At 61.5% G+C, this 26,789-nt stretch carries 24 protein-coding genes; 9 read left to right on the forward strand and 15 right to left on the reverse strand.

Translation table 11 applies throughout. The features are described from left to right. Window position 1: 1 nt before the first annotated feature. From IPK70_07035 to IPK70_07065, 7 genes are all read right to left on the reverse strand, one after another. A complete protein-coding gene (locus tag IPK70_07035; protein MBK8226913.1) occupies window positions 2–1,435 on the reverse strand; it encodes an MBOAT family protein in 1,434 nt (477 codons plus the stop codon). Between the two features lie 27 nt (window positions 1,436–1,462). Next, window positions 1,463–2,248 (reverse strand): hypothetical protein, encoded by a 786-nt coding sequence (locus tag IPK70_07040; protein MBK8226914.1) that lies wholly within the window; start codon window positions 2,246–2,248, stop codon window positions 1,463–1,465. Window positions 2,249–2,254: 6 nt separating this feature from the next. Continuing rightward, window positions 2,255–3,043 (reverse strand): hypothetical protein, encoded by a 789-nt coding sequence (locus IPK70_07045; protein ID MBK8226915.1) that lies wholly within the window; start codon window positions 3,041–3,043, stop codon window positions 2,255–2,257. Then, a complete protein-coding gene (locus IPK70_07050) occupies window positions 3,025–3,819 on the reverse strand; it encodes a hypothetical protein (GenBank protein MBK8226916.1) in 795 nt (264 codons plus the stop codon). Before IPK70_07050 ends, IPK70_07045 begins: the two co-directional genes overlap by 19 nt. Next, the gene (locus IPK70_07055; GenBank protein ID MBK8226917.1) at window positions 3,816–4,697 is read right to left on the reverse strand and encodes a T9SS type A sorting domain-containing protein; all 882 of its coding nucleotides are present in this window, start codon (window positions 4,695–4,697) and stop codon (window positions 3,816–3,818) included. The genes IPK70_07050 and IPK70_07055 overlap by 4 nt, the downstream gene beginning before the upstream one ends. Before the next feature lie 66 nt (window positions 4,698–4,763). Continuing rightward, a complete protein-coding gene (locus IPK70_07060) occupies window positions 4,764–5,705 on the reverse strand; it encodes a hypothetical protein (GenBank protein ID MBK8226918.1) in 942 nt (313 codons plus the stop codon). A gap of 6 nt (window positions 5,706–5,711) precedes the next feature. After that, complete coding sequence (locus IPK70_07065) at window positions 5,712–7,148, reverse strand: MBOAT family protein (protein MBK8226919.1); 1,437 nt, start codon at window positions 7,146–7,148, stop codon at window positions 5,712–5,714. Between the two features lie 157 nt (window positions 7,149–7,305). Between IPK70_07065 and IPK70_07070 the strand changes: the two genes are divergently transcribed. The 4 genes from IPK70_07070 to yaaA are packed head-to-tail and all read left to right on the forward strand — an operon-like array spanning window position 7,306 to window position 11,587. Then, window positions 7,306–7,704, forward strand: a complete 399-nt coding sequence (locus IPK70_07070) for a hypothetical protein (protein MBK8226920.1) — start codon at window positions 7,306–7,308, stop codon at window positions 7,702–7,704. 3 nt (window positions 7,705–7,707) lie between these two features. After that, window positions 7,708–9,357: a CotH kinase family protein gene (locus IPK70_07075; protein ID MBK8226921.1), complete on the forward strand. Its 1,650-nt coding sequence runs from the start codon at window positions 7,708–7,710 to the stop codon at window positions 9,355–9,357. 13 nt (window positions 9,358–9,370) lie between these two features. Next, on the forward strand, window positions 9,371–10,720 hold the full coding sequence (locus IPK70_07080; GenBank protein ID MBK8226922.1) for an O-antigen ligase family protein: 1,350 nt from the start codon (window positions 9,371–9,373) through the stop codon (window positions 10,718–10,720). A 54-nt stretch (window positions 10,721–10,774) separates the two neighbouring features. Beyond that, on the forward strand, window positions 10,775–11,587 hold the full coding sequence (gene yaaA / locus IPK70_07085) for a peroxide stress protein YaaA (GenBank protein ID MBK8226923.1): 813 nt from the start codon (window positions 10,775–10,777) through the stop codon (window positions 11,585–11,587). 5 nt (window positions 11,588–11,592) lie between these two features. Here yaaA and IPK70_07090 read toward each other — a convergent pair whose 3' ends face one another. Next, a complete protein-coding gene (locus tag IPK70_07090) occupies window positions 11,593–14,136 on the reverse strand; it encodes a glycoside hydrolase family 3 C-terminal domain-containing protein (protein MBK8226924.1) in 2,544 nt (847 codons plus the stop codon). A gap of 164 nt (window positions 14,137–14,300) precedes the next feature. Continuing rightward, window positions 14,301–15,263: an NAD(P)-dependent alcohol dehydrogenase gene (locus IPK70_07095; protein MBK8226925.1), complete on the reverse strand. Its 963-nt coding sequence runs from the start codon at window positions 15,261–15,263 to the stop codon at window positions 14,301–14,303. Between the two features lie 115 nt (window positions 15,264–15,378). On the opposite strand from IPK70_07095, the gene IPK70_07100 reads away from it, so the two are divergent. Then, entirely contained in the window at window positions 15,379–15,843 is a 465-nt protein-coding gene (locus IPK70_07100) for a DUF1801 domain-containing protein (GenBank protein ID MBK8226926.1), read from the forward strand. Between the two features lie 124 nt (window positions 15,844–15,967). Here IPK70_07100 and IPK70_07105 read toward each other — a convergent pair whose 3' ends face one another. The 6 genes from IPK70_07105 to IPK70_07130 form a co-directional block, all read right to left on the reverse strand. Further along, on the reverse strand, window positions 15,968–16,579 hold the full coding sequence (locus IPK70_07105) for a GyrI-like domain-containing protein (protein MBK8226927.1): 612 nt from the start codon (window positions 16,577–16,579) through the stop codon (window positions 15,968–15,970). Window positions 16,580–16,775: 196 nt separating this feature from the next. Continuing rightward, window positions 16,776–16,976 (reverse strand): hypothetical protein, encoded by a 201-nt coding sequence (locus tag IPK70_07110; protein MBK8226928.1) that lies wholly within the window; start codon window positions 16,974–16,976, stop codon window positions 16,776–16,778. Window positions 16,977–17,002: 26 nt separating this feature from the next. Beyond that, window positions 17,003–17,893, reverse strand: coding sequence for an SH3 domain-containing protein (locus tag IPK70_07115; GenBank protein MBK8226929.1), 891 nt, complete (start codon window positions 17,891–17,893; stop codon window positions 17,003–17,005). Between the two features lie 31 nt (window positions 17,894–17,924). After that, window positions 17,925–18,419, reverse strand: a complete 495-nt coding sequence (locus IPK70_07120) for a nuclear transport factor 2 family protein (protein ID MBK8226930.1) — start codon at window positions 18,417–18,419, stop codon at window positions 17,925–17,927. Between the two features lie 31 nt (window positions 18,420–18,450). Then, entirely contained in the window at window positions 18,451–20,079 is a 1,629-nt protein-coding gene (locus IPK70_07125; protein ID MBK8226931.1) for a serine hydrolase, read from the reverse strand. 245 nt (window positions 20,080–20,324) lie between these two features. Beyond that, complete coding sequence (locus tag IPK70_07130) at window positions 20,325–21,824, reverse strand: beta-lactamase family protein (protein ID MBK8226932.1); 1,500 nt, start codon at window positions 21,822–21,824, stop codon at window positions 20,325–20,327. 431 nt (window positions 21,825–22,255) lie between these two features. On the opposite strand from IPK70_07130, the gene IPK70_07135 reads away from it, so the two are divergent. From IPK70_07135 to ffh, 4 genes are all read left to right on the forward strand, one after another. Then, the gene (locus tag IPK70_07135) at window positions 22,256–23,011 is read left to right on the forward strand and encodes a hypothetical protein (protein MBK8226933.1); all 756 of its coding nucleotides are present in this window, start codon (window positions 22,256–22,258) and stop codon (window positions 23,009–23,011) included. Next, window positions 23,008–23,877 carry a hypothetical protein gene (locus IPK70_07140; protein MBK8226934.1) on the forward strand — a complete coding sequence of 290 codons (870 nt, stop codon included), beginning with the start codon at window positions 23,008–23,010 and terminating at the stop codon, window positions 23,875–23,877. The genes IPK70_07135 and IPK70_07140 overlap by 4 nt, the downstream gene beginning before the upstream one ends. Next, window positions 23,874–25,247, forward strand: coding sequence for a hypothetical protein (locus IPK70_07145; GenBank protein MBK8226935.1), 1,374 nt, complete (start codon window positions 23,874–23,876; stop codon window positions 25,245–25,247). The genes IPK70_07140 and IPK70_07145 overlap by 4 nt, the downstream gene beginning before the upstream one ends. A 189-nt stretch (window positions 25,248–25,436) precedes the next feature. Next, the gene (gene ffh, locus IPK70_07150) at window positions 25,437–26,777 is read left to right on the forward strand and encodes a signal recognition particle protein (GenBank protein ID MBK8226936.1); all 1,341 of its coding nucleotides are present in this window, start codon (window positions 25,437–25,439) and stop codon (window positions 26,775–26,777) included. Window positions 26,778–26,789: the final 12 nt, after the last annotated feature.

Consider the following 26,789-nt stretch of genomic DNA (forward strand, 5'->3'; position numbering starts at 1 on the left):
CTCAGAATTGGAAGTAGATGAACTCCTGCTCGGCGCCAGCGAACGCGATCACAGATGCGATGAGCGCGTAATAGAGCGCCCATCGCACCGGGCGCCAGGGAACCGCCGCGAGCAATTGAAGCGGATGCTGGTGCGCGCGGCCCAGCCATTCCGCTGAAACGAGCACCGTGATCATCACGGCCACATCCAAGGGGCGCACCGTCGGAACCGTGAACAAGGAGGCATCCAGGATCCCGCCGATGTAGTGCACCGCGGAGGAGACGTCACTGGCGCGGAAGAATACCCAGGCCAGCGCTGCGGCGAGGAAGGTAGCGAGCATGGATGCCGCTTCCCGGGGCGAGGGCAGCATCCGGCCATGAGCAACGATCTCGATGTTCGTGCGATTCCGGCCGCTGATCAGCAACGGGATGAAGTAGAGCGCGTGAATGGCTCCCCAACAGATGAACGTCCAGTTGGCCCCGTGCCAGAAGCCGCTCAGCAGGAAGACGATCAGGGTGTTCCTTAACCGGAGAGGCATGCTTCCTCGGCTACCGCCCAAGGGAACGTACACGTAGTCGCGGAACCAGGTGCTCAGGCTGATGTGCCAGCGACGCCAGAACTCCGCGATGTCGCGCGCGAAATACGGGTAGGCGAAGTTCCGCATCAGCTCGAAGCCGAAGAGGCGCGCGCAACCGATCGCGATGTCGCTGTACCCGCTGAAGTCGCAGTAGATCTGGAAGCTGAAGAGCACCGCGCCCAGCAGCAAGGTGCTGCCGCTGTTCGCATCGGGCTGATCGAAGATGGAGTCCACATAAGGCGCGCAGCTATCCGCCACCAGCACCTTCTTGGCCAGGCCCCAGAGCATCTGTCGCAGGCCATCCACGGCGTCCGCAGTGCTGAAGTCCCGCTGCTTGCTGAACTGCGGCAGCAGGTTGGTGGCCCGTTCAATGGGTCCCGCTACCAACTGCGGGAAGAAGCTCACATAGGCCAGGAATCCGAGCAGGTCCTTGCTCGGCTCCAGCCTTCGGCGATAGACATCGATGGTGTAGCTGAGCGTCTGGAAGGTATAGAAGCTGATCCCGACAGGCAGGATGATGTCCAAGTGGCGGAGCCGCAGCGGATGCCCGAGCAGGCTGAACGAGGCCTCGATGTTGGAGATGAAGAAATCATGGTACTTGAAGAAGGCGAGCATGCCGAGGTTCGCCGTGATGCTGGTCCATAGCAGGGCTTTGCGCCGGGACGGCTGCTCATGCCGGCCGAGCTGGTTCGCCACCAAGAAGTCGATCAGCGAGCTGAGGGCGATCAGGCTGAGGAAGCGCGGGTCCCACCAGCCATAGAACACGTAGCTGGCGAACAGGAGCCATGCGTTCCTGGCCTGAAGGCGGCGCAGCAACAGCCAATGGACCAGGAATACAATGGGCAGGAAGAGGGCGAAGTCGAGGGAGTTGAACAGCATGCCCTGGCGAGAAATGCGCTCCTGGCCTTATCGCGTGAGGCAGCAACGGTACGCTTGCGTGCCAGTGCTGACAACGAAGCCGCCTGCGATGGTGCACGAGCTATAGCCGATGATCCTCACGGTGTTGTCCTCGTTGGCCGTGTCGTCGGTGTACTCCCAATTGCCGATCATGTTCGCGAGGCCGAGTTCCACCCTGAGCCTGCAGGCATTATGCCATTCGCCCCAAGTGCAGAGCCGCCTTCCCGCTTCAGCACAGGTGCGCGCCGCCAAGAAGAAGCTGGCTGCCTCGCGCTCCGCGGCCTCAACGCAGAACTGATCCGAAACGGCAACCAGATCCCCAGCGCATTCACGCGGTCGGTGCACCGTGCCGCTCAAAGCATGGAAGCGCTCTCCGTCGAATACGAGCGAAAGCGGTGCATCGGGCACGATCTCCTCCCCGAGCACTGGATCTCCGATCCGATGGACCACAGCGAAGGGACCAGCCCCATTCAACAGGAGCTGCAGCTCACCTTCAGGCGTCTGCTCCGGTGCGAATAGGACGATGTGCGTGCCGGCCATCGGCGCAGTGGCCAAGGTGCTGATGGTGGCGGACCAAACTGCGGCATCGAGGCTGGCCAGAGCGACGCGATGCGAATTGGACTGCTCCTGCTGCGCCGATTGAAGAGCGGAAGGCTCGGCCAAGGTGGGGACGCCTGTGACCTGCCGCTCGGCATCCGAGGGAGCAGCAAGCTCGATGCGGTGGTCAATCTCCACTTGAGCGCACGCGGCGCCGGTCAGGCCGGTCAATACCAATGCGGTGAGGGTCTGGCGCATGATCGTTCACCTCAAATGAAAGCAGCATCGGGCCTTGGCAGCAATGCTGATCAATGTGGTCCGCTGGCTCATGCAGGTCGATCGGCCAGCGCTATCCGCTCCGTGGGTGTGATTGCTGGTGTCATCGATCCATTCCCAGTTCACATGCATGCCGCCGAGCTGGCTGCCGACCATCGCGCAAGCGGCGGAGTATTCTCCCCAGGTGCACAAATTGCCGCCGATCGAAGCGCATTTGGTGACGGCCCACTGCCAGAGCCCAGTGGTCGATGGAGGATTCGTCTCGATGCAATACTCGCCATTCACCGCAGTGTACCCCGCTGGGCATTGGCGTTCGTTGCCGCTCATGAGGATGAACTGCCCATTAGCCAGGAGCACTTCTGCAACCGTGCCCGCCTCGAGCTGCCCTTTCGCGAGGCGAAGCCCGTCCGGTCTGCGCAGCGGGAGCGCAGGAAGCCCGTCAATGCTGATGCCTAGCGCACCAGAAAGGCCCGATACAACGAGGAAGCGCACGATGAGGCCATCGGCGTATTGCAGCACTGCCGGGGCCGTGCTGAGGTTGATGATGGTGTCGCTCTGCGCGGCCGTGGCCCACATGTATGAAGAGAGCACGGATCCCTCGACGGTGATGGCCGAAGTGGCATGCGTGGGAGCGGCAATGCCATCGATCGCACGCTCTTCAAGCGGACCTGACAGGACGACCGGTACATCCACGATGACCTGTGACTCAACCGGTGCTGCGGTGAGCAGGGCCAGCAGGCAGGCTCCGGGAATGCGGGTCAGCGATTCGTGCAGCATCGGAAGCGCGATGATCCAACATTGTAGGCTGCCCAGCCCCCATAAAGGCAATCAATCCCGGTGGCGCCGCCAACGATGCCATCACCGGGCGCGCCCACCCGTTTCGCCCCATCGTTATCATTCGCTGCGCTATCCACCCATTCGTGGTTCAATACCGTTCCGATGAAAGCTGGGTTGGCCAAGCAGGCATTCACCCATTCGCCCATGGTGCATAAGCGGGCACGCTTCATCCGGCATTCGTGGACCGCGCCATAAAAGGTGGTGTCCGGGTTCGGAACGGATTCAATGCAATACTCACGTCCGCCTGCGTGGTACCCGGAAGGACAAGGCATGAGCAGCGAAGAGAGCACTCGGAAGTGCTGGCCATCGTAGATCAAGCGCACGGGCTTTCCCATGGGCAGTGCCGCGCTGTCCAAGGGAAGTCCGATGCGATCCGTGATCAACCGCGTCCCGAGGCCGTTCAAGTTCAGCATCACACTGTCCTCATTGGCCTCCTCAGGCGTGATGCTCACGATCATGCCTGGTGCATAGGATGAAGGAGCGGGTACCAATTCGCCCATGAGCACGGCCGTCCCCGCAACGTTGGCGTACGTGGTAGAGGTGCTGCGCGAGGCATCAACGCTTACAGCTGCCGCAGGTGCCAATGGAGCCGATAATCCGATGACCTGCCGATCGGACTCCTCCGTGCCAACTAATTCGATGCGCGCCGGAACCTCCCACTGCGCCTCGCAATGCACGCCGAGCGATAACGGCAATAGGAGCACCATCAACCTCATCGCTTCAGGAGTTTGAATGCACCTTCTTCGCCGTTGATGCGCAGCAAATACAGGCCTGCTGGCAAATGCCGCATGTTCAAGGCTGTGCGCTGCTCATTCGGTTCATTCTCCACTTGGACGATGCGCCCGTGAGCATCGGACAGGATCAAGTACTTGACAGGGCCGCCATTGAGGGATTCAATCCAGACCCGATCGTCGACCAAGGTCGGTGATACGCTCCAAGCAGCTCCGTTGGATGCAACGGAGGCATTCGTGACCAGATCTGAGTCGAAGGCGGTGATGAACACCTCTGGTGATGGAGCGTTCCCACTGAGGACCTGCTGTGGACTGATCGCAGTTGGTACAGCGCTCCACGGTCCCGTGGGGCTGCTTCCAGCAAACAAGGAAAGAGCAGAAGGCTGTGCGGGCCCGAGTTCCAAAGGGTCGTATTCCAGGTTGATGGCAAGCGTCGAAGCCGTTGGCACCGGCGTGGAGATCCGGAACCAACGCCCGATGCCTGGCGTGCCATTGTCGGCCACCCGTGGAAGGTGACCGCGTTCGACAACCAAGCCCCCGTCGGGAAAGGAAGTGGTGAGCGTGAGCCCCAAGTTGCCGGGCTCAGCATTCGCCAGCGGGGCTGTGGGCAACCAGACGGCGCGTTCCATGCCATCACCGGTGATCGGTGCTCCGGGCAATTCATTCATGCTGCCCACGCCGCCCAAGTCGATGAGACCATCGTTTATCACCACTGCACCTGCATCCAACTGCCAAGCCAATGGCGATTCAATGCGCAGTGAAGTGCCATTCGATACGCGCAGCGAGCCACTTGAAAGCACCATGTCCTGCGCCTGGCAGAAGCCTGGCACCAGCAGGACGAACAGGGAGTACCGGCGCAGCATGCGCGCAAACTTAGGCAAGCCGGGCTCTGGCTTGTCCTGCGCTTGAATAAGGCCTTCCCGGCCTCATCATGGGGTCCCTGACCGCCGTCGATCTTCGAGCAGCGCGTTCGCGATCAGGGTGCTCGCCGTCCGGGCCTCATCAGCGGCGAGATGATGGCCATCGGTATAGGACCAGTTCCGGGGAGTCCGCAATAGATTCAAGTACCGAATGCCCTTCGATCTTGCGGTGGACTCCATCACGGCATCAAAATGCGGCGTTGTGGCATCCTCGAGCGCCAGCATCTCATCCGCTACCGGCAACCTTACCAGCAGCGGAGTTCCGAAATGCGCGAGGCTATCGATCATGGCATGGAGGTAGGCCATGCGGAAAGGCGAGAGGCGGGATCCAACGGCGTCATTATGGTATTCCTTGAGCTTCTGTTCAGCCCGCGAAGCCACTTTGCGCGGTTCCATGTCTATCCGCACCTCGAGCCATCCGTTCTCCTGAAGGACCATGTCGCTCCGTTGCTGGGCGCTTGGGAGCAGAACGGTGAGGATGGGGGCATCATACACGGTGAACAGGTACTCAAGATTGGGCCGCATTGCCACTGTATGCATCCGGGCCAGGGGTTTCTGGTCCTCGCACCAACCGGTTCCATCCCCATCGCCTGGCCGCATGTCCAAGCTCCAAGGATCGACTGCGAGTATGAAGACGCCGTCGTTGCGCGAGCGATCGAGCTTCCGCAGGGTAGAGGAGAGGTACACTGGTCCATAGTTCGAATAGGTCCTGGCGAACGCGTAGTTGAAGGACCTCACCTGCCATCCACCGGCCGCCAAGGTGCTATCCAGCACATCGGGCCTTATGCCCTGCGCGGCGCGGGAGGTGCCAAGCACCATGCTGCTGGCCTTCGGCGTCGCGAAGCGCAAGTAGAAGGCGTCAGTGGTGCCATCGGCCCTGAATGCCGCCGCTGTGACCGCAGCCAATGGCAGCACGGCGAAGAACATCAGGCGAATGAGGAAGGAGCGCATGAAACGTCAGAATTGGAAATAGATGAACTGCTGCGTGTTCCCGGCGAAGCGGAGGATGAAGAACATGATCAGATAGTAGAAAGCCCAGCGCGCCCACCGTGGCCAGTTCAAGCCAAGGCTCTGCAATGCGTGGCGGTCAGCTCGGCCTCGCCATTCGACCAGCAGAAGCAAGGCGATCACCACGACCATCCGCGCGGACAGTAGCTCCGGAGCGGAAAAGAGGCTGCGATCCACCATGTGCGACAGATAGCTGATGGCCTCGCCGATGCTCTTGGCCCTGAAGAAGACCCATGCGACCGTGACGGCACCGAAGGTGAGCAGCATGCTCACGGCCTCTCGCAGCGTTGGCAGCCATCGGCCTTCGGCCACCACGCCCATGTGCCGGCGATTGCTTCCAGTGAGAAGCAAGGGCATGAAGAGCGCCGCATGAAGCGCGCCCCAGGCGAGGAAGGTCCAATTGGCGCCGTGCCAGAATCCGCTCACGATGAAGATCACCGCCGTATTGCGGACCGCCATCCATTTCCCGCCCCGGTTGCCGCCGAGCGGTATGTACACGTAGTCCCTGAACCACGAGGAGAGCGAGATGTGCCAGCGCCTCCAGAACTCGGCTATGTCACGGGAGAAATACGGGAAAGCGAAATTCTGCAGCAACTCGATGCCCAGCAACCGGGCCGATCCGAGGGCGATGTCGGAATAGCCGCTGAAGTCGCCATAGATCTGGAAGGCGAAAAGCACGGCCGCATAGACCAAGGTGCTCGCTTGGAACTCCTCATGGTTGTTGAAGACCGGGTTCAGCAACCGCGCGGCATTGTCGGCCACCACCATCTTCTTGAACAGGCCCCAGAGCAATTGGCGGCAACCATCCACGGCAAGGCCGCGGTTGAAGGTGCGGGGCCGCTCGAGTTGCGGCAGCAGGTGGGTAGCGCGCTCAATGGGGCCGGCCACCAGCAAAGGGAAGAAGGCCACGAAGAGCGAATAATTCACCAGGTCCGTGGTGGGCTCCTTTCGACCATAGTAGATGTCGAGCACATACGAGAGGCCGTGGAAGGTGTAGAAGCTGATGCCGACCGGAAGCAGCACATCGATCACTACCGGGTCAAGCTCGTAGCCCGCCGCGCGCGCCAGGTCAGCGAAAGAGGCGGCGAAGAAATTGAAGTACTTGAAGACCCCCAGGAAGCCGAGGTTGATGCCAACGCTCGCGATCAGCCAGATCCGTTTGCTGGCAGCGGTTGATGCGGCCTGAACGCGCAGCCCGCTGAAGTAATCGAGCAGGGTGGAGAAGGCCAGTAGGAACACGAAGCGCCAGTCCCAGCATGCATAGAAGAAATAGCTTGCCGCGAGCAGCATGAGATTCTGCGCGCGCAGCCTTCGGCGCAGCACGAACCAATACAAGGCGAACACGACCGGGAAGAAGACCGCGTAGTGGATCGTGTTGAAGAGCATGTGCGCGCAAGGCAAAGGCCAGCAACCGCGATCAAGGCGGCTGCACGGTCCCTGAGGGAATCAGGGGCAAATATGCCGAACCATTGGTTAACCTATTCGCGGCGGAGGATGACGGTGTTGGCCGCGCTGCCTCTAGTTTTGGCGGCAAACCGCGCACATGGATTGGCTGGGCTTCGTCATGGACAACATGGGGCATTTCGCGCCGCAGGATATCCTGCTTCTGTTGTTCCGGACCCTTTGCGCTGCCGCGCTGGGCGCTATTCTGGCGCGCGTGGGCGGTCGCATGGGCACCGATGGCATGAAGGAGCTCGCGCTGTGGGCGGCAGCCGCTGGGTTGGCTGGTGGCTTTGCCGGTGCGCAGTTGCCCCTGGCTGTGCTTCTTCTGGCCTTCGCCATGCTCATGGGAGGCCAAGCTGGTTCGGGCAAGGAGCGCGCACTCCGCTTCAGTGCGCTCGTGCTGGGCTTGGGTTGCGGCAGCGCCCCATTGGTTGCGATCGCCGTAGGCGTCCCATTCGCCCTGCTTGCGCGTTGGGCCTTCGCTTCGGGCCAGCGCTGATCCATGCAGCGAGGCGAGCACATCCGTCCGTTGCTGGTGCTGATCGGCGGGTGCGCGCTTTGCGCAGCGCTCGCTTCGGGCCTGCCGCGGAGCAAGCCTGCGCCGCGCAGCATACCCGGCGAGCCACCGCGCATATCACCGGCGAATGCGCTGGTGGCCGAAGGCGCCACCATCGCCATTTCAGCCACGCATGGCGACCGGCTCTGGGCAACCACGACCAACGACATCGAACGTGCGCGTGGTTCAGGCCCCGAGATCCTCATGCCTGCCGTTCCCGACCGCCGTGCCGGTGCGCGCGCGCTGGCCACCCCAACGGCGATGCAATGGCGGCATCCGAGACCCGGACTTCCCAGCGCGCTTGTTGTGCGCGCCGCGCAAAGCGAAGGGCTGCGGGCACGAGGACCTTACGCCATGCGCACCTACCTGTTCGAGCGGCATTCATTGCCTGTGCTCTCGATCAGCATGGAGCCCGACGGCCTGCTCAGCGAGGACCGGGGGATCGCAGTGCCGGGCAACGGCATCCTGCGGCTTCCGAAGGCCTTGATGCGTTCGTACGCCATCGACCCTAAATGGTGGAAGTACCCCGGCAACTACCACGGCCGCGGCGATGCATGGGAGCGCGAGGCGCGCTTGCAATTGATCGCCCCTGACGGCGAGGAGCTGTTTCAAGCGGATGCCGCCTTGAGGATCAACGGGCAGATGACGCGCGGCTTCCCACAGCACGCTTACCGCCTGGTGTTCAATGAACCGTTGGGTCATGCGGCTTTTGCGGACGGAGACGGCCAAGGCTCGCTCGCGCTCGTGCTGCGCGCCGCAGGCAATGACCAGGTGAAGGCGATGCTGCGTGATGCCTTTCAGCATCAGCTTTGCCAAGGCCTTCCTTTCGGCACGAGCAAGTCGCTCACGTGCGTGGCCTACATCAACGGCGCTTACCAAGGCGTGCATCATTTGCGCCAGCGGCTTGATGAGCGCGAACTGGCGCGCAGGCACGGGGCAAGCGCGAAGCGGATCACCATCATCGAGGACAAGAATGCGCTCTACAGGGGCGACAGCGCGGACGTGAAGCGATTCGCGCGGTTGATGGCGGCCACGGAGCGATGGGATGCTGTGGACCCAGCTTGGGTGGATACCCTTGAAGCAAGGCTCGATGTGGATGGCTTCCTCACGTACATGGCCTCGCAGATGATCCTTGGCAACATGGACTGGCCCCGTCAGAATGTGAAGTACTGGCGCTACACCGGCATGCCCGGGAAGGCCCCGCTCGATGGGCGCTGGCGGATGGTCATGGGTGACAGCGACCTGGGATTCGGGGCCAACGCGCCGGCCAGCACCGACCTGTTCACCACCGTGAACGAAGCGCATGTGCCGCTCTCCCGGTTGTTCCTGGCCATGATGCGCCATGAGGGCCTGCGATCGCGCTTCGTTGCGCATGGCCTTGACCTGCTGGAGGGTGCACTGGCCACCGACCGCTGCCTGGCCGTGCTCGACAGCATGTCCGCAGCCATGCGTCCGGAGATGGCATGGCATACCGCGCGATGGCGCAAGCCCGCGGATGAGCGGCAGTGGGAACGGGAGGTGGAGATGATGCGGGCCTTCGCGCGCGAGCGGCCAGCGCATGCCCGAAAGCAGTTGATCTCGTTCCAGGCACCATGAACACCGTCAGCGCATGCTAGCCTTCGTGCGGGGCCATTGGCAGCTTGTGCTCGTGATCCTGATCTGGGTCGCCACGGGCTTTTACCTGCAGCAGGCCATCTATGCGCTGCTCCCGCTGTCCGTGTTCTTCTTCAAGTCGCGAGACCTATGGCCAGAGGTGCTCTTCGGGATGCTGATCGTGCTGGTGATATCGGACATGCAGAAGGACATGTTCTACATGCTCAACGTGTTCAAGACGGCGAAGAACCTGTACGTGATCGCGGTTGCGGCGATCTTCCTGCTGGAGACCCGCCGTTTCGCCCCGCTCTCCAACGTGTTCACGGTCTTCATCCCTTTCTTCCTCTACAGCTTGTTCCCGCTGGTGTTCAGCACGAATTTGTTCATGGCGCTGCAGAAGACCATCAGCTACGCGCTCATGTTCCTGGTAGTGCCCAACTTCGTGTTGTACTGCTACCGGCGGCAGGGCTGGCCCTTCTTCCGCAACCTCGTGTTCTTCATGGTGCTCATCCTGTTGTTCGGCTTCGTGCTGCAATGGATGAGCCCTAAGTACTCGCACGTGATGGGCCGTTTCAGGGGCATCTTCGGTAATCCGAACGGCATGGCGATCTACTGCTACCTGCTGCTCATGCTGGCCGGGGTGGTGAACGCCGTGAACCCGAAGCTCTTTCAATGGAGGGAGCGCGTCGTGATCTTCGGGGTCATCCTGTACTTCCTGGTCATGAGCGGGTCAAGGGCCTCGTTGGCCTCCTCGGTCATCTTCATCGTCTTCCACAGGTTCTTCGCGTATTCCGCGCTGATGGGCTTCGTCGGGTTGGTGGCCATGATCCTCGCGGTCGAGGTGGTGAGCTCGAACCTCGAGGCGGTCATCGTCGCATTGGGCCTTCAGGCCTACTTCAGGCTTGAGACGCTCGAAGAGGGCAGCGGCCGCTATTTCGCCTGGGATTTCGCATGGGGGCACATCCAGAAGTACTTCGTTTTCGGCGGAGGCTTCGCCAATGATGAGACCATCATGAGGCGCTACCGCCTCTTCCTTGAGCGTGAAGGGCATCAGGGCGGCGTGCACAATACCTACCTGAGCATGTGGCTGAACACCGGCCTCGTCGGCCTGATCATCTTCCTGCGCAGCTTATTCCTGCTCTTCTTCAAGGCCAGCAAGCTGGTGCCGATGAGCCTGGCCATCATGTTCTCCGTTTTCTTCAGCCTCATGTACGAGAGCTGGCTCATCGGGTCGCTGAACCCCTACACCATCGTGCTGCTCATGATCATGACGGTGGTGACGGAGCCTGAGATCGTCCAATGGCGAGAGCTGCGGTCGAGCCCGGAGCCGGAGGCGCGGTTGGATCCTGCTGCATCGCTGGCATGATCGCTCCGGGCCTGCCCGCTGCTGGTGAATTGAGGTCGGCGCTAATTTCCCCCCATGCTCATATTGCTTTCCCCTGCCAAGGACCTCGCCGTGGAAACGCCAACGGTGAAGGAGGCGTCGCAGCCTGCGCTCCTGGAGCACGCCGCCATCCTGGTGGATGAGCTGAAGGCCCTTAGCGCCAAGAAGCTCTCGGCGCTCATGGACCTGAGCCCGAAGCTTGGTGAACTGAATCGCGTGCGCTACGCTCAATGGTCCACGCCCTTCACTGCGAAGAACGCACGGCCGGCCGTCTTCACCTTCAATGGCGAAGTGTATCGAGGCCTCGACGCACGGACGCTCAGCAACGATGATCTGAACTTCGCGCAGCGCCACCTCCGCATTCTCAGCGGACTCTATGGTGTGCTGCGTCCATTGGACCTCATGCAGGACTATCGCCTCATGATGGGCACACCCTTCGCTGTGGGCAAAGCGAAGAACCTCTATGCTTACTGGGGCGACCGCATCACGGAGGCGCTGAACGCGGACCTGAAGGCGACGAAGAGCGATGTGGTGATCAATTGCGCGAGCAGCGAGTACTTCAAGGCGGTGAACACGAAAGCGCTGAAGTCCCGCGTGATCACCCCGGAATTCAAGGACAAGGTCGGGGGCGCTTACAAGCCGTTGCAGACCTATGTGAAGAACCAGCGCGGTGCGCTGGCGCGGTACATCGTGCAGCACCGCTTGCTTGATCACGACCGGATCAAGGCCTACGACGGCGATGGTTATCGTTTCTCTGCGGAGGAGAGCACAGGTGAGCGTTTCGTTTTCCTGCGTGACAAGCGCCCCCCCTTGGTGACGAAGAAGCTGGTGGGAGGGAGGATCCGGTAGTGTGATCACCTCCTGTATTCCACCATCGCCCGCAGGCGGATGTCCTTGCTTGATCCGCCGATCATCACGCGGTACATCCCGGGCTCGGTCACTTCCTCCATCGCTTCGTTGAAGAGCGTGAGCATGCTCGCGTCGAGCTTGAACGAAACGGTCCTCGTCTCGCCCAGATTCAGCGCCACTCGCTGGAAGCCCTTCAGCTCCTTCACGGGCCGCGCCACGCTGGCGAGCTCATCGTGGGTGTAGAGCTGCACGATCTCTTCACCTGCAACTGCGCCCGTGTTCTTCAGCTTGAAGGAGACGACGACAGTGTCCTTGGCGTTGAAGGTCGATCGGCTCATCTTCAGGTCACTGTACTCGAAGCTGGTGTAGCTCAGCCCGTAGCCGAAGGGGAAGAGCGGATGCCCGGTGCCGTCCACGTAGTCATCGCCGCGGCCGGTGGGGAAGTGGTTGTAGTTGAGCGGGAGCTGGCCTTCGTTGCGCGGGAAGGTGATGGGCAATTTGCCGCTTGGGTTACGTGTGCCGAGCAACAGGTCGGCGATGGCCAGGCCGCCTGCTTCGCCGGGGTACCAGGCCATGAGCACGGCGTCCACTTCGTCGATCCAGGGGTCCATGGTGATCGCGCTGCCGGCCTGTAGCAGCACGATCACTGGTTTGCCCAGCGTAGCGGCGTGCTTGATCAGCTCTTCCTGCGTGCCGGGCAGCCTCAAGCTGCTTCGGTCACGGAATTCGCCCTCTTCGATGCCGGCGACGACGATGATCGCATCGCAGGTGCGAGCTTGTTCCTCCGTGTCACGGATGCTCCGATGGATCCAGTCGTTCTCTACCCCAAGGTCATGGATGAGCCGGAAGCGCGCATTCCCGGAGCGCTCGCGATACTCGATCCGCAGTTTGTGAGGCACAGCGGCTGTGAAGGTGTACTGCACCAACGTGGTATGGAAGCTCTGGTCATTCCAGCGGTCGATCACCAGCGAATCGTTCAGGTAGAGCCGGTAGCCATCGTTGCCTTCGATGCCGATGTTCCAGGTGCCGTTCACATCCGGAACGATCGCGCCTTCCCATACCACGGCGAAGTGATCGAACGGAACGCGCTGGTCCGGGCCGTACAGCGTCCATTGGAAGTCGATCTTCGGGTCGATCCGATTGAACGCAGGCTTGGTGGTGACATCGATGCCGCTGAAGTAGCGAGCGCTCAGTCCTGGAGCCCGCTTCCCGTCCTCCGTGTGGAACAGCATCGCCTCGGGGACCGTCACGTAGCGCGGTTCGACACGCGGCGACTCACCGCCGACCTGGAATTCCATTCGGCCGCTTGCACGATTCCAAAGCCCCGCCCAGATGGACACCGGGGCATTGCCAGGTCCGCTATATCCTCCGAGCCGCGCCTCCATTGCATCGGGTCCGATAACCAGGATGCGCTTGGTCGTGGGTGGCAATGGCAATGTCCCGTTGCTATTCTTCAGGAGTACCGCACTCTTCACCGCCATCTCGTAAGCGAGGTCGCGATGCTTCTTCAGATCCAGCGCGTTCAGCAATGAATCGCTCTGGTACGGCGTATCGAACAGACCCAGCTCGAACTTCATGCGCAGCACGTTCGCCACGGCGCTGTCGATGGCGCCCTGCCGCACCGTCCCATTGAGGAAAGGCTTCTTGAAGAGCTCGTAGTGCGCGATGTCGGTCTGGAAGATCACGTCCTGGCCGTTCTCCACGCTCTGTCGTCCGGCGTCCTCATAATCGCGCGCGGTGAAGTGCAGCACGTTGGCGCCACCGGTCGCTGCCGCATCGCTGATCACGAAGCCGCGGAAGCCCCAGTCGGTGCGGAGCAGATCGTTCAAAAGCCAGCTGTTCGCGCTGCACGGACGACCATCCAGCGAGTTGTAGGCCGTCATGATCGAGCGCGCGCCGCCGAGTTGGATCGCCGCCTTGAAGGGTTTGAAGTAGGTCTCGCGCAGCAGCCTTTCGCTGTGGAAAGCCGGATAGCTGTCCCGGCCACCTTCACCGTGGTTGGCCACGAAGTGCTTGGGCGTGGTGATGATGCCCCGGCTCTCGAAGGCTTTCACGTAAGTGCTGCCCATGAGCGATGCGAGGTAGGGATCCTCGCCATAGGTCTCTTCCACACGCCCCCAACGCACATCCGTGGCGAGGTTCACCACGGGGCTTAGCACCATGCGGATGCCGCGCGCCTTGGTCTCATTGGCGATCGCCGCGCTCACTTGTGCCATCAAGGTCGTATCGAACGAAGCCGCCATGGCGATGCTCTGCGGGAAGGCCGTGGCGCCGCTGCGCACCAGCCCGTGCAAGGCTTCATCGAAGGGCAGCATGGGGATCCTCAGCCGCGTGCGCTCCATGAAGAAGCGTTGCGTGGCGTTCACCTTCTCCAGCGTGCGTTCGGCATCCGGTCCGGCGCCATAGGAGAGGAGCTGCCCCGCCGCATCGCCGCCTTGCGACGCAGCGTGCAATTGGAAGCCGAGGATGCCGGAGTTGTACCGTGCACTGTCCGTTCCCAGATCACCGGCCACCATGAAGAGCTGCCGGAATTTCTCATCGGGCGTCATGCGCGCGAGCAGGTCGGCGACACGGGTTTCGACAGGACGGGTCGGATCCTGATAGGGTAACTGCGCTAGTGCCGCAAAGCAGGAGAGCAGGGCGCCGAGGCAGGCGACGAAGAGTTTGCTGGTCCGTGCGCGATCGAACACGGAGGCAAAGTAGCCATCGTCGTTCAGGACGGCGAAACGACCATCACCACCTTGCCGGTGTGCCTGCCCTCGCCGAAGTAGCGGATCAAACGCGGCGCTTCGCTCAGCGGGTAGGGACCGTCGATCACGGGCTTCAGCGCGCCTGAGCTGAGCATCGGAGCAAGCTCGTCCAGGTCCTTGTTCGACTTCAGGGCGAGGATGCGCATGTTGCTGCGGCCGAACCAGCGTGCGAAGAGCAGCGCGATCAAACGGCCGGGGTCGCCGCCCACGGTCACATAGCGACCATTCGGTGTCAGTGCCCGATCGAGTTCGCTCGACGAGCGCTTGGTCCGTGTGTCCAGCACCAGATCGAAGCGCTCGCCGATGCGGGTGAAGTCCTGCTGCTTGTAGTCGATCACGCGGTCGAAGCCGAGCGCGGTCATGGCCTCCAGCTTGGGCCCGGTGTCCACGCCCCACACGGTGCAACCGCATTGCTTGGCGAGTTGAAGCGCGAACGTGCCCACGCCACCGCCGCCGCCGTTAAGCAGGACGCGCTCGCCATGCTGCAGTCGGCCCACGTCGAAGAGGCCCTGATAGGCGAGTTCCAAGGCGTGCGGCACCGCTGCGGCTTGCTCGAAGGAGAGGCCATCGGGGATGCGCCGCAATTCGGTCGCCGGAACAGCAACGAACTCAGCGAAGGTGCCGAGCCCGCCGTTGGAGACATCGCCGAAGACCGCATCGCCCACCTTCCACTGCGATGCGCCTGGCCCAAGAGCTTCGATGGTTCCCGCGAGCTCCATGCCTGGTACGGGCCGTCGAGGACGGAGCAATCCGAAGAAGAGACGGTAGATCCGCGGCCGACCGGTCACCATGCTCCAGTCGTAATCGTTCACCGTGGTGGCGCGAACGCGCACGAGCACCTGGTCCTGCTTCGGCGCGGGCACCGGCACTTCCTCCATGCGCAGTTGCTCAGGTGGACCGAAGCGGTGGCAGACGATGGCCTTCATGTGTTTCATCCCGTCGTTCGGGACCGCTAAACAAGCGATACGCAAGCCGAAGCAGCGGCGCGCATGGTTAAGCGGCGATCTTGCGGGAAGGAAGGCGCCATCCTTCCTTTACCGCATGGCTAAGCGCGCCGCATCGAAGCCTCAGGACAAGGAGCGAAAGCCATCCTCCATGCTCTCCGGCGGCATCCGCTTCGCATCGGCGCAGGAACTCTTCGACTTCCTCCCCGCCGATGAGCGCGCGCTCATGGAGCGGTTGCGCGAGTTCATCATCAGCGAAGCGCCTGAGCTGAAGGAGCGGGTCTCCTACAACATCCTTGCCTACAAAGGGCGCCGCGATGTCTGCTTCATCTGGCCGGCATCGGTGCTTTGGGGCGGCAAGAAGACCTATGAGGGCGTGCGGTTCGGATTCAGCTATGGCGTGCTTCTCTCCGATCCCTCAGCCTATCTTGAGCGAGGTGCGCGCAAGCAGGTGCTGTGGCGCGACCTTCAATCCTTCACCAAGACCGATGAGCGCATGTTGCGGCAATTGCTGGCGCAGGCCGCGGCGATCGATCAGGAGCGCGGTGTGGGTTTGCGTTGAACGACCGGTCTCGGCCGCAACTCTAGGAAGCACCAGGATTGCGGGGTTGATTCTGTGGGAATGACCGGATAGTCAGGCCTTCTTTCGAAGCACAATCGGGCAATTCCATCACCCGTGCGTGAGATTACCCCATGGGTTGTCGGATAATCGTCCGCAGTTTTTCCGGCGCCACGCGCCGCGCATCGCTCAAGTAGATCTCGCGGTGCTTGCCGCGCGGGGCTTTGCCCTGTTCTTTGATGAAGGCATGCAGCTTCTCGATCGTGGGACCTTCGGTGGCGTAGGGTCCAACATGCAGGATCTGCGCGCAAGCGCCTTCGGTCATGTCCTCCAGGCGTACCAGCCCGATCGCGGGCAGCACCTTTTTCTTGCGCTCCAGCTCGGCTTTCGCGGCCTTCAAGGTCCTCGTATTGATGACGGACGGCTGCATGATCATGGCCGTCCACTTCCATCTGGACTTGTTCGCCGTCATGAAGTCGCTCATGTCATCGGCCCACCAGATGGCTTCGAGCGGCATCACCGGGTAGTCGATGGCCTCGGGCCCTTTCTTCAGCATGAACTTCATCGTGTAAGAAAGACCATAGAGCGTGGTGATGGCATCGGCGAAGGCCTTGCTGGTGTTCGGATCGCCGTGGCCATCGATCATCAGGTAGCGCAGCTTGGGCACCTTGATCACCGCTGGCTTGGTCGTGGCTTTGTACAACGCGGCGAATTCCTTCTTCAGGTCGGTCTTCATGATGAAGGAAAAGTACTGATCACTGCGGTCCCTGATATGACGGGCATCAGCCTCCGCTGAGCCTCGAGATAGGTGCTGGTCCTCTTGTGCGGACTTGTCTCAGTGCTGCACATACGGAACCACGGAGAAAGTGGAATCGTGCCTCAATGATCGTAGCTGATCGCCCGGCTCACTTTGTAGTCCGTGCCTTCCTTCCGCCTCACCATGTTGTTCTTGTCCCGGCTCGTTGGCCGGGAGTGCCGCAGTCCTCTTTCCCGTTCTCCGTGTGGCAGAAGCGGTGCTGGCAGATCTCCAGCAAGCCGTCCTTGCCGAGGGGGTAGACCTCCAGTGTGCCGGGCACCAGCTCACGCTGCAGGCCAGTGCTCGCGTTACGAGCGAAAAGACCGCAGGAATTGGCCATGCTGGCCGCGGAACCGACACACGACCTCAATAGTCCACCACCACACGGAAACGCTTCTCATCCAACATTCCAAGAGATTCCAGTTCAGTGCCGTTCCACCACAAGCGCTCACGTAGTACCGTGCGGATGACGTATGGCGCTGTGCCTTCCTCCATATCGGCCTCCTTGGGCTCTTCATAGTCCGATACAACGCGGATGATCGCATCGGGTGCGCCCTCCATATCGGAAGGGTAGAGGAACATCGTATTGGTGCTGTACTCTCCGTCCGGTGATCCCATCAGGTCGGCCACGTGATGAAAATGACCGCCGCTCCAGAACACCACGACCTCGCCGGTCGCGCAACCACAACCACCAACACAAGGCACAGCGAGCGTGATGATGTCGTCCAGGCCCATCATCCCGCGGTCGCCGATGCTGGTGACCTGCTCGAAACTCCACGCGAACGAGCGCACGACAATGCGGTCGAGAACATCGCCATGGCGGACCGCTGTGATCCGGTAGCTGTAGTCGATGCGCGTGGTGTCTCCTGGTGGAGTGATGTGGTCGAGGCCCGCAAGGAATTTCACGTTGGGGTCGCCGTGGCTGCCGAAAGCGAACTGCGCGATGGAGCCGCCCCAGAGATAGCCCGTGAGTTTGCCCGTGCTCACCTGGTACCAGTAGCTGCGTACGCCGTCCACCTCCAGCGTATCCCGCACCAGGCTGTCCAGGATTACCGCCGTACCTGGCGATAGCCGCGCGACGATCGCCGCAGATGTGCTGGGCGCCGAACGGAGCGGAGCTTCATCGCGGAACACGTACGCTGGCGGCGCCTCCTCCGGGAACAAGTATTGGTTGCGCGGAGTGTGGACAACGAAGGCCGGATCCTGCGCGAGGAGGCCGTTGCAAGCGAGAAGGAACAGCAGAATGAGTGCGCGCATGACTACCCGCTACAAAGATCAGGCTGATCGCTCAGTGATCGTAGCTGATCACCCGGCAGACTTTGTAGCCGGTACTGTCCCGCCGCCACACCATGATGTTCTTGAAGGTGCCGCAGTCCTCTTTCCCGTTCTCCGTGTGGCAGAAGCGGTGTTGGCACACTTCCAGTAGGCCGAAGTCCCCGAGCGGATACACTTCCAAGCTGCCCGGCACCATCTCGCGGTGCAGACCGGTGTCCGCATTGCGCGTGAAGAGGCCGCGGAAGTTGGCCATGGTGCTGTCGTAGCCCGCAAGGCCGGTCTTGTCGTGGTAGAACTCGAGGTCCGGGGTGAACCAAGTGCCGAGGCGATCGGCATCATGGGCATTGAAGGCGCAGAACATCGCGCTATCGAGCGCGGCGATGGTGGCCACCAGCTCGACTTCCGAGGTGGAAGGCACGTGCTGCGAAGTCGATTGTGCTTCCGTGGGATGCAGGAGTACGATCAATGCTGCGCAAGGGAGGAGCAGGCCGGACGACCGGGGGCGCATGATGGACACGATGGAGACTGGTCGTACGACCCTACTTGATGCGCTTGCCTTCCATGGCACCGCCCTGGTTGAAGGTGAGGCGCTTCACCGTGCCGTCCGTTTCCGGGTGGAATTCGATCGTGGCATCCACCTCTTTCAGGAAGAACTTGTGCGGTGCCTCGCCGAACACTTCCAGTTCGCTCTGGCGCGTGGGCAATGCGAAGAGGCGATCGCCATCGGCGCGGAAAGTGAGGGTGAAGCCGGGCATCAACTCGAACTCGCCCGCATAGGCTTGCAGGTCGGCGTTCTTCAGCGGAATCGCCACACGCGGCTTCGGCAGCGGCTTGTCCGAACGGGTGAGCTGCTCATCGCCGCTGCGCGAGAGGAACCGGGCACCGGTCACCTTGCCATCGGTGCGCTGGAAGGCCAGGGTGATCACATCCCCCTCGAACAGGAAGCGGTCGTTGCCCAGGTAGCGCAGGGGCTTGGGCGAGCTGCCCTGACGCATGGAACTCAGCTTGTTCCCTTCGGCGGTGAGGTAGCGCTCGACGCCCTCGGGGTTCACGTACACTCCGGTGTACGCCATCGCTTCTGCTTCGGTGAGCGGCATTTCAGGTCCGCCGTAGGGTTTGCCCAGGGCGATCGCAGCGAGTTTCGGCGCAAGGTTGTTGGCATCATCGCTTTCGCGGTTCACCAGCACCGCCACATAGATGTCCTCCTTGGGCAGGTACAGGCTCGCGCTCACGAAGCCATCGATGCCGCCGTTGTGCTCGATTGTGGGGCTGCCCTGCACGTTCTGGAACCCCCAGCCGAATCCGTACGGGTTCGTTGTTCCATCCGCCAGCGTCACCGGCTGATGCGCCTGCGCGAGCCGCGCCACCGGCACCAGTTTCCCGGCGAACACGCTCGTATTCCAATTCCACAGATCGCCTACCGTGCTGCGGATGTTGCCTGCGGCGAGCGGCCAGCTCATGCTGATCGCGGCCGCGGGTTTCCAGCCTTGCGTGTCCTCCGCATAGCCGTGGGCTTCGGCAGGCGTGCCCTGGACCATGGACGCGGTGGTGTGGCGCATGCCCGCAGGGGTGAAGAGGTGTTCGTTCGCGTAGTCCGCCCAGGTTTGCCCGCTGGCCTTCTCGAGGATCGCACTGAGCAGGATGTAGCCGCTGTTGCTGTAGCTCCATTTCGTTCCCGGCGCGAACTCCAGCGGCAGGTCGGCGAAGAGCGCGATCAGGCTTTTCAGATCGATGTCCTTGGCATAGGCGTCCGGTGTGTAGTGGGGCCCGTCAGTGAAATTGGGAATGCCCGAGGTATGCGTGAGCAGATGCCGGATGGTGATCGGCTGCTCTTTCCTGGGGAAGTCCACGTACGTCTGGATCTCGTCGTGGAGCTTCAGCTTGCCGGCCTCCGCCAGTTGAAGGATGGAAACGGCCGCGAATTGCTTGGTCACGCTGCCGATGCGGAACTGATGGTCCGTGGTGAGCGGCGTCTTCGTGGGGACATCGGCCAGGCCCAGCGCACGCTCATAGAGCACCTTGCCGCCTTTTGCGACCAGCACGGCGCCACCGGGCGCGTCAGCGGTGAAATGGGCTTGCATTTCCGCATCGTAGGCGGCCTTGTTCGTTTGCGCCTGCAGCGCAGCGGCGATAAGCAGTGAAGCGAATAGCGTGAGATGGCGTGGCATGATCGGTGGTTGGTTCGGCGAATGTGACGCAAGCATCGCGAATCGCGTTACAGACGGTGAGGAGCGGACGAGCAATGGGGTGGACGGAAAGCCGCCTTCGCTCAGGTTCCGCAGTACCGCCGGATCGCGATGCCCATTGAACGCCTGTCGCTGATCCAGCAAGGCATGTTGAACGTGATCGTCATCGGGTCAAGCTGCAGTATCCGGCTCGATCCAACTCCGACATGGAATGAAGGGTCAGACGGCTAATCGATACGGATGAAGTCATTGTCATTGTACCGAAGGCCGCTCGCGCGCCCGTCGCTCAGCCGGAAGCCGATCACCTCACCGCGACCGGGGATCAGTTCCACGCGGATGGTCTCCGGCTCGGTGAACGCGGTCGCCGTGCAACGCAGATTGCCGATGGACACCTGCAGTGCCGAGCCATCCGTGCGCACCTCCATGGTGCCCAGCTTCGCCGAGGTGTAGCGGCCGGCATAGGCTGAGCGCTCCTTGCTCAGGGTCCAAGGCCGCTGCGCCCGTTGCGCGATGCCCGCTTCGATCCGCGTACGGATCCCTTTCAGTTGCTCCGCGAAGGCATCCACTTGGGACATGTCGAATGCATGCCCGTCGATCAGGAGATGGTCGTACAGCGCGCCAGCCAACATGTCCGCCAACCGGCCACCGCTCACGTCCTCATTCACCATCACCGCGACCGCCATGCGTTTGCCAGGCATGAACGAGGCGAGCGCCGCATGCCCTGCGAAGCCGCCGGAGTGGTGGGCCACCGGTTCCCCCTTGTACGATCCGATCATCCACCCGGCTCCGCTCTGGTCGGCTGCGAACAGGCGCTGTTCCCGGCCAGGGACTATCACCAAAGGCACTGAGGTGGATCGCATGACCACCGCCGGGATCACCTGCTTCCCATCGAGCATGCCTTCGTTCACATGCAACTGCAGCCAGCGCGCCATGTCCTGCGCCGTGGTGATGAGCCCGCCCGCCGATTGCATGGTGTTGTCCTGCTTCTCCAGCGGTACGGGTTGCGTGGTGGACAGCACCGAGTACGGCTTCGCGATCGTCCATCCGTTCTTCTGGGCGAGCGAGATGTACGCGGTGGTGCGCGTCATGCCCGCAGGGTCGAACACCTTTTCCTTCAGCAGGTCCTTCCATGAGCGGCCGGTAGCGCGCTGCACCACCATCCCATAGATGTTGTAGCCCACGTTCGTGTACTCGTAGTTACCGTACCCCGCTTCGTTGGGGGTGCAGTGCTTCATGAGGTCATCGAGCAGGGCCGGGGCATGATCACCGGAGAACGCCAGGCGCCAACTGATGGCGGCGTTGTCCAGGCCGGAGGTGTGGGTGAGCAGATCCCGAAGGTGGACCTGGTTCAAGTCGATGCTGTCGAGCACCAAGGCCGGGTAGTACTTGCCGAGCGGGTCGTCCAGCTTGAGCGTGCCTTCGGCATCGAGGATCGCGGCCAGCAGCGCTGTGAAGGGCTTGGTGGCGGATGCGATGTAGTAGCACGTGGCCCCGTCGGCCGATCGCTTGTTCTCCAGATCGGCCATGCCGTAGCCCTCGGCGATCAAGGCCTTGCCATCCTTCACTACGGTCACCGCAAGACCAGGGATGCCGAGTTCCTTGACCATGGATCGCAGGAAGGCGTCCGCTTCGGTCTTGAACGGATCGGCCACGTGACCCTGGCCATTGGCGAGCGGGGCGATCAATAGCGCGAACGGGAGAAGGCAGCAGGTCATGATGCGCGGCATGGGCAGCGGTTTTCCGATGGGACACCGGCTTTGGAACCCCGGTTACGGATATGGTGCGGGACGTTCAGCCTGGATGAGGATGATGAACTGGACGGCATAGGACGCGCGAAAGGGTGAGTCCCGGGCGTGGCCTCTTGGAAGCCAAGCCTCGTCTCCTGGTTCTGATCGCCAAAGGCACGGCAGAAGCATGGCCGGTGATCGCGCCCTTAGGGGTGGGCTGATGGCACTGTTGGACCGAGCGCAGCGCGCGAGCCGAATTCCCGGTCTGAAATGGGAATTGATGGACGAATAGGACCCAGGTCGCGGCCGTTGTTCGCTGTTCTTGATTCGATGTCACCACGAATCAGTTCGGTGATGTCCGCTTGCAGTTGCGCGGAAGATGCCTATCCTTAGGGCCTGAACAACCGGCCTTGGAACAGAACGAACCGATAATGAGCAGCGAACAAGGAGCTACCGAGCCCTTCCTGCGTCGGCTACAGCCCGTGATGATCGCCATTCCGGTCTTGTTGATCGGCATCTTCACGGTAGTGAGCTACCTGCAGGTGAGTGACATGAACGAGCGGATCACGAGCTCCGAGACCATGGATCTGCACCTTCTATGGCAGAAGCAGCCGGATGACTCCGTGCTCACCGGCGCGGATTACATGAACCTGCAGCGCTGGCGTGCCCTAACCGCCATGGAGAACATGGCCATGACCAAGCGCTACCAGCAAGGGGGGCTGCTGATCATCACGCGCATCTTCACCAAGTATCTCGGCTTCCTCACCGGCATGATCATGGCCATTGCGGGTGCGGTGTTCATCATCGGCCGCATCAAGGAGGATCAAAGTGACCTGGCCATCGGCACGGGCGACAAGACGGCGAGCCTGAAGTCGAGTTCGCCGGGGATCATCTTCGGTGTGCTCGGCACCGCGCTGATGGGCATGACGATCATGCAGCACACGGACATCGGCATCACCGATCGGCCCTTGTACCTGCATCCGCTGAACACCTACCTCACCAGCGGTCAAGGGCAGGGAGGAGGCCTTGATATCGCATCCATGCTTCAACAAGAGATGTCTCGTGGCGCGGGAAGCGAAGAGGAATCCGAGGGGGCGGACAGCAACGTGCAGCCAGGCCCCATTGCACCAGCGGACCGAACGGCCCCAAGCAACATGGTGGATCCAGATGAAGTTGAGGACCCATGAGCCCGCGTTCGCTGCTGATCGCGATCCTTTTCCTTGGCTGTCTGCCCGTCGCAGCGCAGGTTGGGAAGTCGATCATTCCGGTTTACACGTTCCAAGCCATGTTGGAGGCGGGGCAGTACAGTGCGCTTCACGATAGCGCGAAGGCGCTTCGCGATGGCACATCGATCGGCGATCATTATATCCTCGATTACTACATCGCCATGGCCCTCTGTAAGTCGCAGTGTTGCGAGGAGAAGCGAAACAAATGGTGGGCGCATCTGCTTGATGAGCATTCACCACCGCCCGGCATCCGGGCTCTCTTCGAGCGAAGTCGCAACTCCTGTAGGACAGGGCAGCCTGAAAGCGAAACGATGATCACTGCGCTTTCCGGCATAAGGATCGAGTCTGGTGTTCGAGGTAACGGCACTCCGGACCAGAACAGGGTCAGAGAGAAGATGCTCTTGATCGAACAGGAGAAGGCGAGCCACGCGATCATCTTGGAGGTGCTGGGTCGACTATCCGTCGCGGATGATCCGCGCCGCTCAAAGGCCATCGAAGCGGAGATCGAATTCGAGAACAAAAGGCACACGAGTGCAGTGGATTCCTTGCGCGATGTATACATGGATCCTAGTGCACGTGGGATCAAGGAGGAGAATGAGGAGATCCGCAGGCGCAATGAGGAAGTGCAATCCCTCGGGTCATTGACCGGTACGGCATTTTCCGAAGACGGGCAGGTCAAGCCACTTCCGTACCTGATTCCGGTCGAACCCGCTGTAGAAGGCGAACCGGCCACTGTAGTGAAGATGGACGCGATGGAGCACGCCCGCTGGATGACACGCGCCATCGCTCCTGGTAGCGTCGCTGTGGAGGAAATCGCTGAACCATGAAGGCGCGCTGGATGCTCTATGGCGTTCTTGTGTTTGCGTCGCTGCGCTCAGAGGCGCAACTGCGTATTCCGATGAACAGGCTGCTCACGCTCCATAAGAATAAGCAGTACGGTGAGCTGTATAAAGAAGCGATAGACATTCGCAAGAACGAGGCCTACGGGAAAAACTATGCGATCGACTATTTGATCGCGTCTGCGCTGCATGGATCGGGTCTCCATGAGAAGGCCATGACCTGGCTGGACCACTTGCTGGACAGTTATGCGATGCCCGTCAGGCTTCGGACATCATTCTTGCAAACTAAGGCGAGCTGGTCGAGCGGTCGCACCGTGGCTGATCAGGGCAGAGGCTTGGCCTTGGCCGCCATCCGTATGGAGATCGAACCCGCTTCTGTGCAAGGCAAGGAAGGACGGTCCAACAAATGCTCACGCACCGTTGCCGAGCGGGATGCGGCAGGAGCAGCCAGCATGAGCGAGCGGCTCACGGATGTGGTGAGCAAGTTGATACCCGTGCAGCGCGGCGATTCCACAGCGGGCATGGACACCTTGCGCAGGGTCATGGCCGGACGATACAAGATCACGGTGCGCGAGCGCTTCATACATGTTGCACCGCTTAATACGCGGAAGACCGCGATCGACAGCATCGACGCCGAATTGGAACGTGTGGCGGCCTACTATCGTCGCGCCTTTGGTCTGGAGGATCCGCCGTATTACATCGTGGTCGGTTCCATGCCGGAGCTCGCTTCGCTCCGCAAATTGGCGCTGCACGTTCACGGCCTGAAGGTCCCGAACGAGAACCTGGGTTATTCCTCCACCGGCGATATGACCATGTTCGCGCGGGCCACACCCGGCCGAACAGGCACCATGCAGCATGAGCTGTTCCATCTGATGGTGCGCACGACGATCGGTGACGTGCCGGCCTGGTTGGATGAAGGCATGGCATCCAGCTTCGAGAATGCCAAGTGGAAAGGCGAGGACCTGAAGGGCGTGCAGGACTATGCGGGCAACTTCCGGTTGGATGCGCTGCGGGCAGGACGCTCTATGGGCCATGGCTGGTCGGTACCGCCGCTCGATACGCTGATAAGCATGAGTTGGGAGCGTTTCAGAGGATTGCCCAATGAACCGGAATGCGTTTCGGGTTATCACTACGCGCTGTCAAAGCACTTCGTATTCTATCTCCAGGATCGAGGCGTCATGAAGGCTGTGCTGGAGGAATACAGGAACGCTGAAGTGCCGGAGACATCGGAAGGGCCCATCTTCCGTGCGGACAGAGAAATGATCATGGCCGTCCTCCGTGAGCCGATCTCGGCAATACAGGCCGATTTCAACCGGTGGTTCTTCGAGAAATTCGGTTTCCGGGTGTATCGCGAATAGCAAGGACCATAACAGGATTAGAGCGGATATCCCGATCCAAGGCGAACAAGTGACACGCCCAGGACGAGCTTCAAGTCACAAGGCTGAAGTCCCAAGCTTCAACGGCGCGAGGCTTGAGCCTTGAGGCTTGGGCCTTCAGCCTTGAAGCTCCGCTCTGCCGCTACCTTCGCGCTCCTCAATTCCTTTTCGATGTTCGAGAATCTCAACGACAAGCTGGAGCGCGCCTTCAAGGTCCTCAAGGGCCAGGGGCAGATCACGGAGATCAACGTGGCGGAGACCACCAAGGAGATCCGCAAGGCGCTGCTGGATGCCGACGTCAACTACAAGACCGCCAAGGATTTCACCGATCGGGTGAAGGCCAAGGCGCTGGGGCAGAACGTGCTCACGAGCATCAGCCCGGGGCAGCTGCTCACCAAGATCACCCACGACGAGCTCGCCGAGCTGATGGGCGGGCAGAGCGCCGGCATGAACATGGGCGGCAACCCCACGGTGGTGCTCATGAGCGGCCTGCAGGGCTCGGGTAAGACCACCTTCAGCGGCAAGCTGGCCAACTACATCCGCAAGAAGGGCAAGCGCCCGCTGCTGGTGGCCTGCGACGTGTACCGCCCGGCGGCCATCGACCAGTTGCAGACACTCGGCAAGCAACTGGACGTGGCCGTGTACAGCGAGGTGGAAAGCAAGGACCCCGTCCGCATCGCGCAGAACGCGATCGCGCACGCCAAGCAGCACGGCTTCACTGCTGTGATCGTGGACACCGCCGGCCGCCTAGCGATCGATGAGCAGATGATGGATGAGATCGCCCGCGTGAAGAAGGCGATCAACCCGCAGGAGACGCTCTTCGTGGTGGACGCCATGACCGGTCAGGACGCGGTGAACACGGCCAAGGCCTTCAACGAACGCCTGAACATCGACGGCGTGGTGCTCACCAAGCTCGACGGCGATGCGCGCGGCGGTGCAGCGCTCTCCATCCGCAGCGTGGTGGACAAGCCGATCAAGTTCATCGGAACCGGCGAGAAGATGGAGGCGCTGGACGAGTTCCACCCGGACCGTATGGCCGGCCGCATCCTCGGCATGGGCGACGTGGTCTCGTTGGTGGAGAAGGCGCAGGAACAGTTCGACGAGAAGGCCGCGCGCGAGCTGAACAAGAAGATCGCGAAGGACCAGTTCGGCTTCGACGATTTCCTGGAGCAGATCGGGCAGATCAAGAAGATGGGGAACATGAAGGACCTCATGGGCATGATCCCCGGCGTGGGCAAGGCGATGAAGAACATCGACATCCCGGACGATGCCTTCAAGGGCATCGAAGCCATCATCAAGAGCATGACGCCGGAGGAGCGCAAGAACCCATCGGTGATCAACGGCTCACGCCGTGCGCGACTGGCGAAGGGCAGCGGCCGCGGCATCGAAGAGGTGAACAAGCTGATGAAGCAGTTCGAGGAGATGCGGAAGATGATGAAGATGATGGGGGACAAGAGCAAGATGGCCAACATGATGAAGCAGATGCAGGCGATGCAGGGGATGAGGAGGTAGGTCGATCAGAAG

The organism is Flavobacteriales bacterium, assembly GCA_016712535.1.
Taxonomy (GTDB): Bacteria; Bacteroidota; Bacteroidia; order Flavobacteriales_F; family PHOS-HE28; genus PHOS-HE28.

Bases quoted from the DNA above. Each gene is read 5' to 3' on its own strand.
- IPK70_07035 (MBK8226913.1), bottom strand. From the start codon at position 1,435: ATGCTGTTCAACTCCCTCGACTTCGCCCTCTTCCTGCCCATTGTATTC.
- IPK70_07040 (MBK8226914.1), bottom strand. From the start codon at position 2,248: ATGCGCCAGACCCTCACCGCATTGGTATTGACCGGCCTGACCGGCGCC.
- IPK70_07045 (MBK8226915.1), bottom strand. From the start codon at position 3,043: ATGCTGCACGAATCGCTGACCCGCATTCCCGGAGCCTGCCTGCTGGCC.
- IPK70_07050 (MBK8226916.1), bottom strand. From the start codon at position 3,819: ATGAGGTTGATGGTGCTCCTATTGCCGTTATCGCTCGGCGTGCATTGC.
- IPK70_07055 (MBK8226917.1), bottom strand. From the start codon at position 4,697: ATGCTGCGCCGGTACTCCCTGTTCGTCCTGCTGGTGCCAGGCTTCTGC.
- IPK70_07060 (MBK8226918.1), bottom strand. From the start codon at position 5,705: ATGCGCTCCTTCCTCATTCGCCTGATGTTCTTCGCCGTGCTGCCATTG.
- IPK70_07065 (MBK8226919.1), bottom strand. From the start codon at position 7,148: ATGCTCTTCAACACGATCCACTACGCGGTCTTCTTCCCGGTCGTGTTC.
- IPK70_07070 (MBK8226920.1), top strand. From the start codon at position 7,306: ATGGATTGGCTGGGCTTCGTCATGGACAACATGGGGCATTTCGCGCCG.
- IPK70_07075 (MBK8226921.1), top strand. From the start codon at position 7,708: ATGCAGCGAGGCGAGCACATCCGTCCGTTGCTGGTGCTGATCGGCGGG.
- IPK70_07080 (MBK8226922.1), top strand. From the start codon at position 9,371: ATGCTAGCCTTCGTGCGGGGCCATTGGCAGCTTGTGCTCGTGATCCTG.
- yaaA (MBK8226923.1), top strand. From the start codon at position 10,775: ATGCTCATATTGCTTTCCCCTGCCAAGGACCTCGCCGTGGAAACGCCA.
- IPK70_07090 (MBK8226924.1), bottom strand. From the start codon at position 14,136: ATGACGCCCGATGAGAAATTCCGGCAGCTCTTCATGGTGGCCGGTGAT.
- IPK70_07095 (MBK8226925.1), bottom strand. From the start codon at position 15,263: ATGAAGGCCATCGTCTGCCACCGCTTCGGTCCACCTGAGCAACTGCGC.
- IPK70_07100 (MBK8226926.1), top strand. From the start codon at position 15,379: ATGGCTAAGCGCGCCGCATCGAAGCCTCAGGACAAGGAGCGAAAGCCA.
- IPK70_07110 (MBK8226928.1), bottom strand. From the start codon at position 16,976: ATGGCCAATTCCTGCGGTCTTTTCGCTCGTAACGCGAGCACTGGCCTG.
- IPK70_07115 (MBK8226929.1), bottom strand. From the start codon at position 17,893: ATGCGCGCACTCATTCTGCTGTTCCTTCTCGCTTGCAACGGCCTCCTC.
- IPK70_07120 (MBK8226930.1), bottom strand. From the start codon at position 18,419: ATGCGCCCCCGGTCGTCCGGCCTGCTCCTCCCTTGCGCAGCATTGATC.
- IPK70_07125 (MBK8226931.1), bottom strand. From the start codon at position 20,079: ATGCCACGCCATCTCACGCTATTCGCTTCACTGCTTATCGCCGCTGCG.
- IPK70_07130 (MBK8226932.1), bottom strand. From the start codon at position 21,824: ATGCCGCGCATCATGACCTGCTGCCTTCTCCCGTTCGCGCTATTGATC.
- IPK70_07135 (MBK8226933.1), top strand. From the start codon at position 22,256: ATGAGCAGCGAACAAGGAGCTACCGAGCCCTTCCTGCGTCGGCTACAG.
- IPK70_07140 (MBK8226934.1), top strand. From the start codon at position 23,008: ATGAGCCCGCGTTCGCTGCTGATCGCGATCCTTTTCCTTGGCTGTCTG.
- IPK70_07145 (MBK8226935.1), top strand. From the start codon at position 23,874: ATGAAGGCGCGCTGGATGCTCTATGGCGTTCTTGTGTTTGCGTCGCTG.
- ffh (MBK8226936.1), top strand. From the start codon at position 25,437: ATGTTCGAGAATCTCAACGACAAGCTGGAGCGCGCCTTCAAGGTCCTC.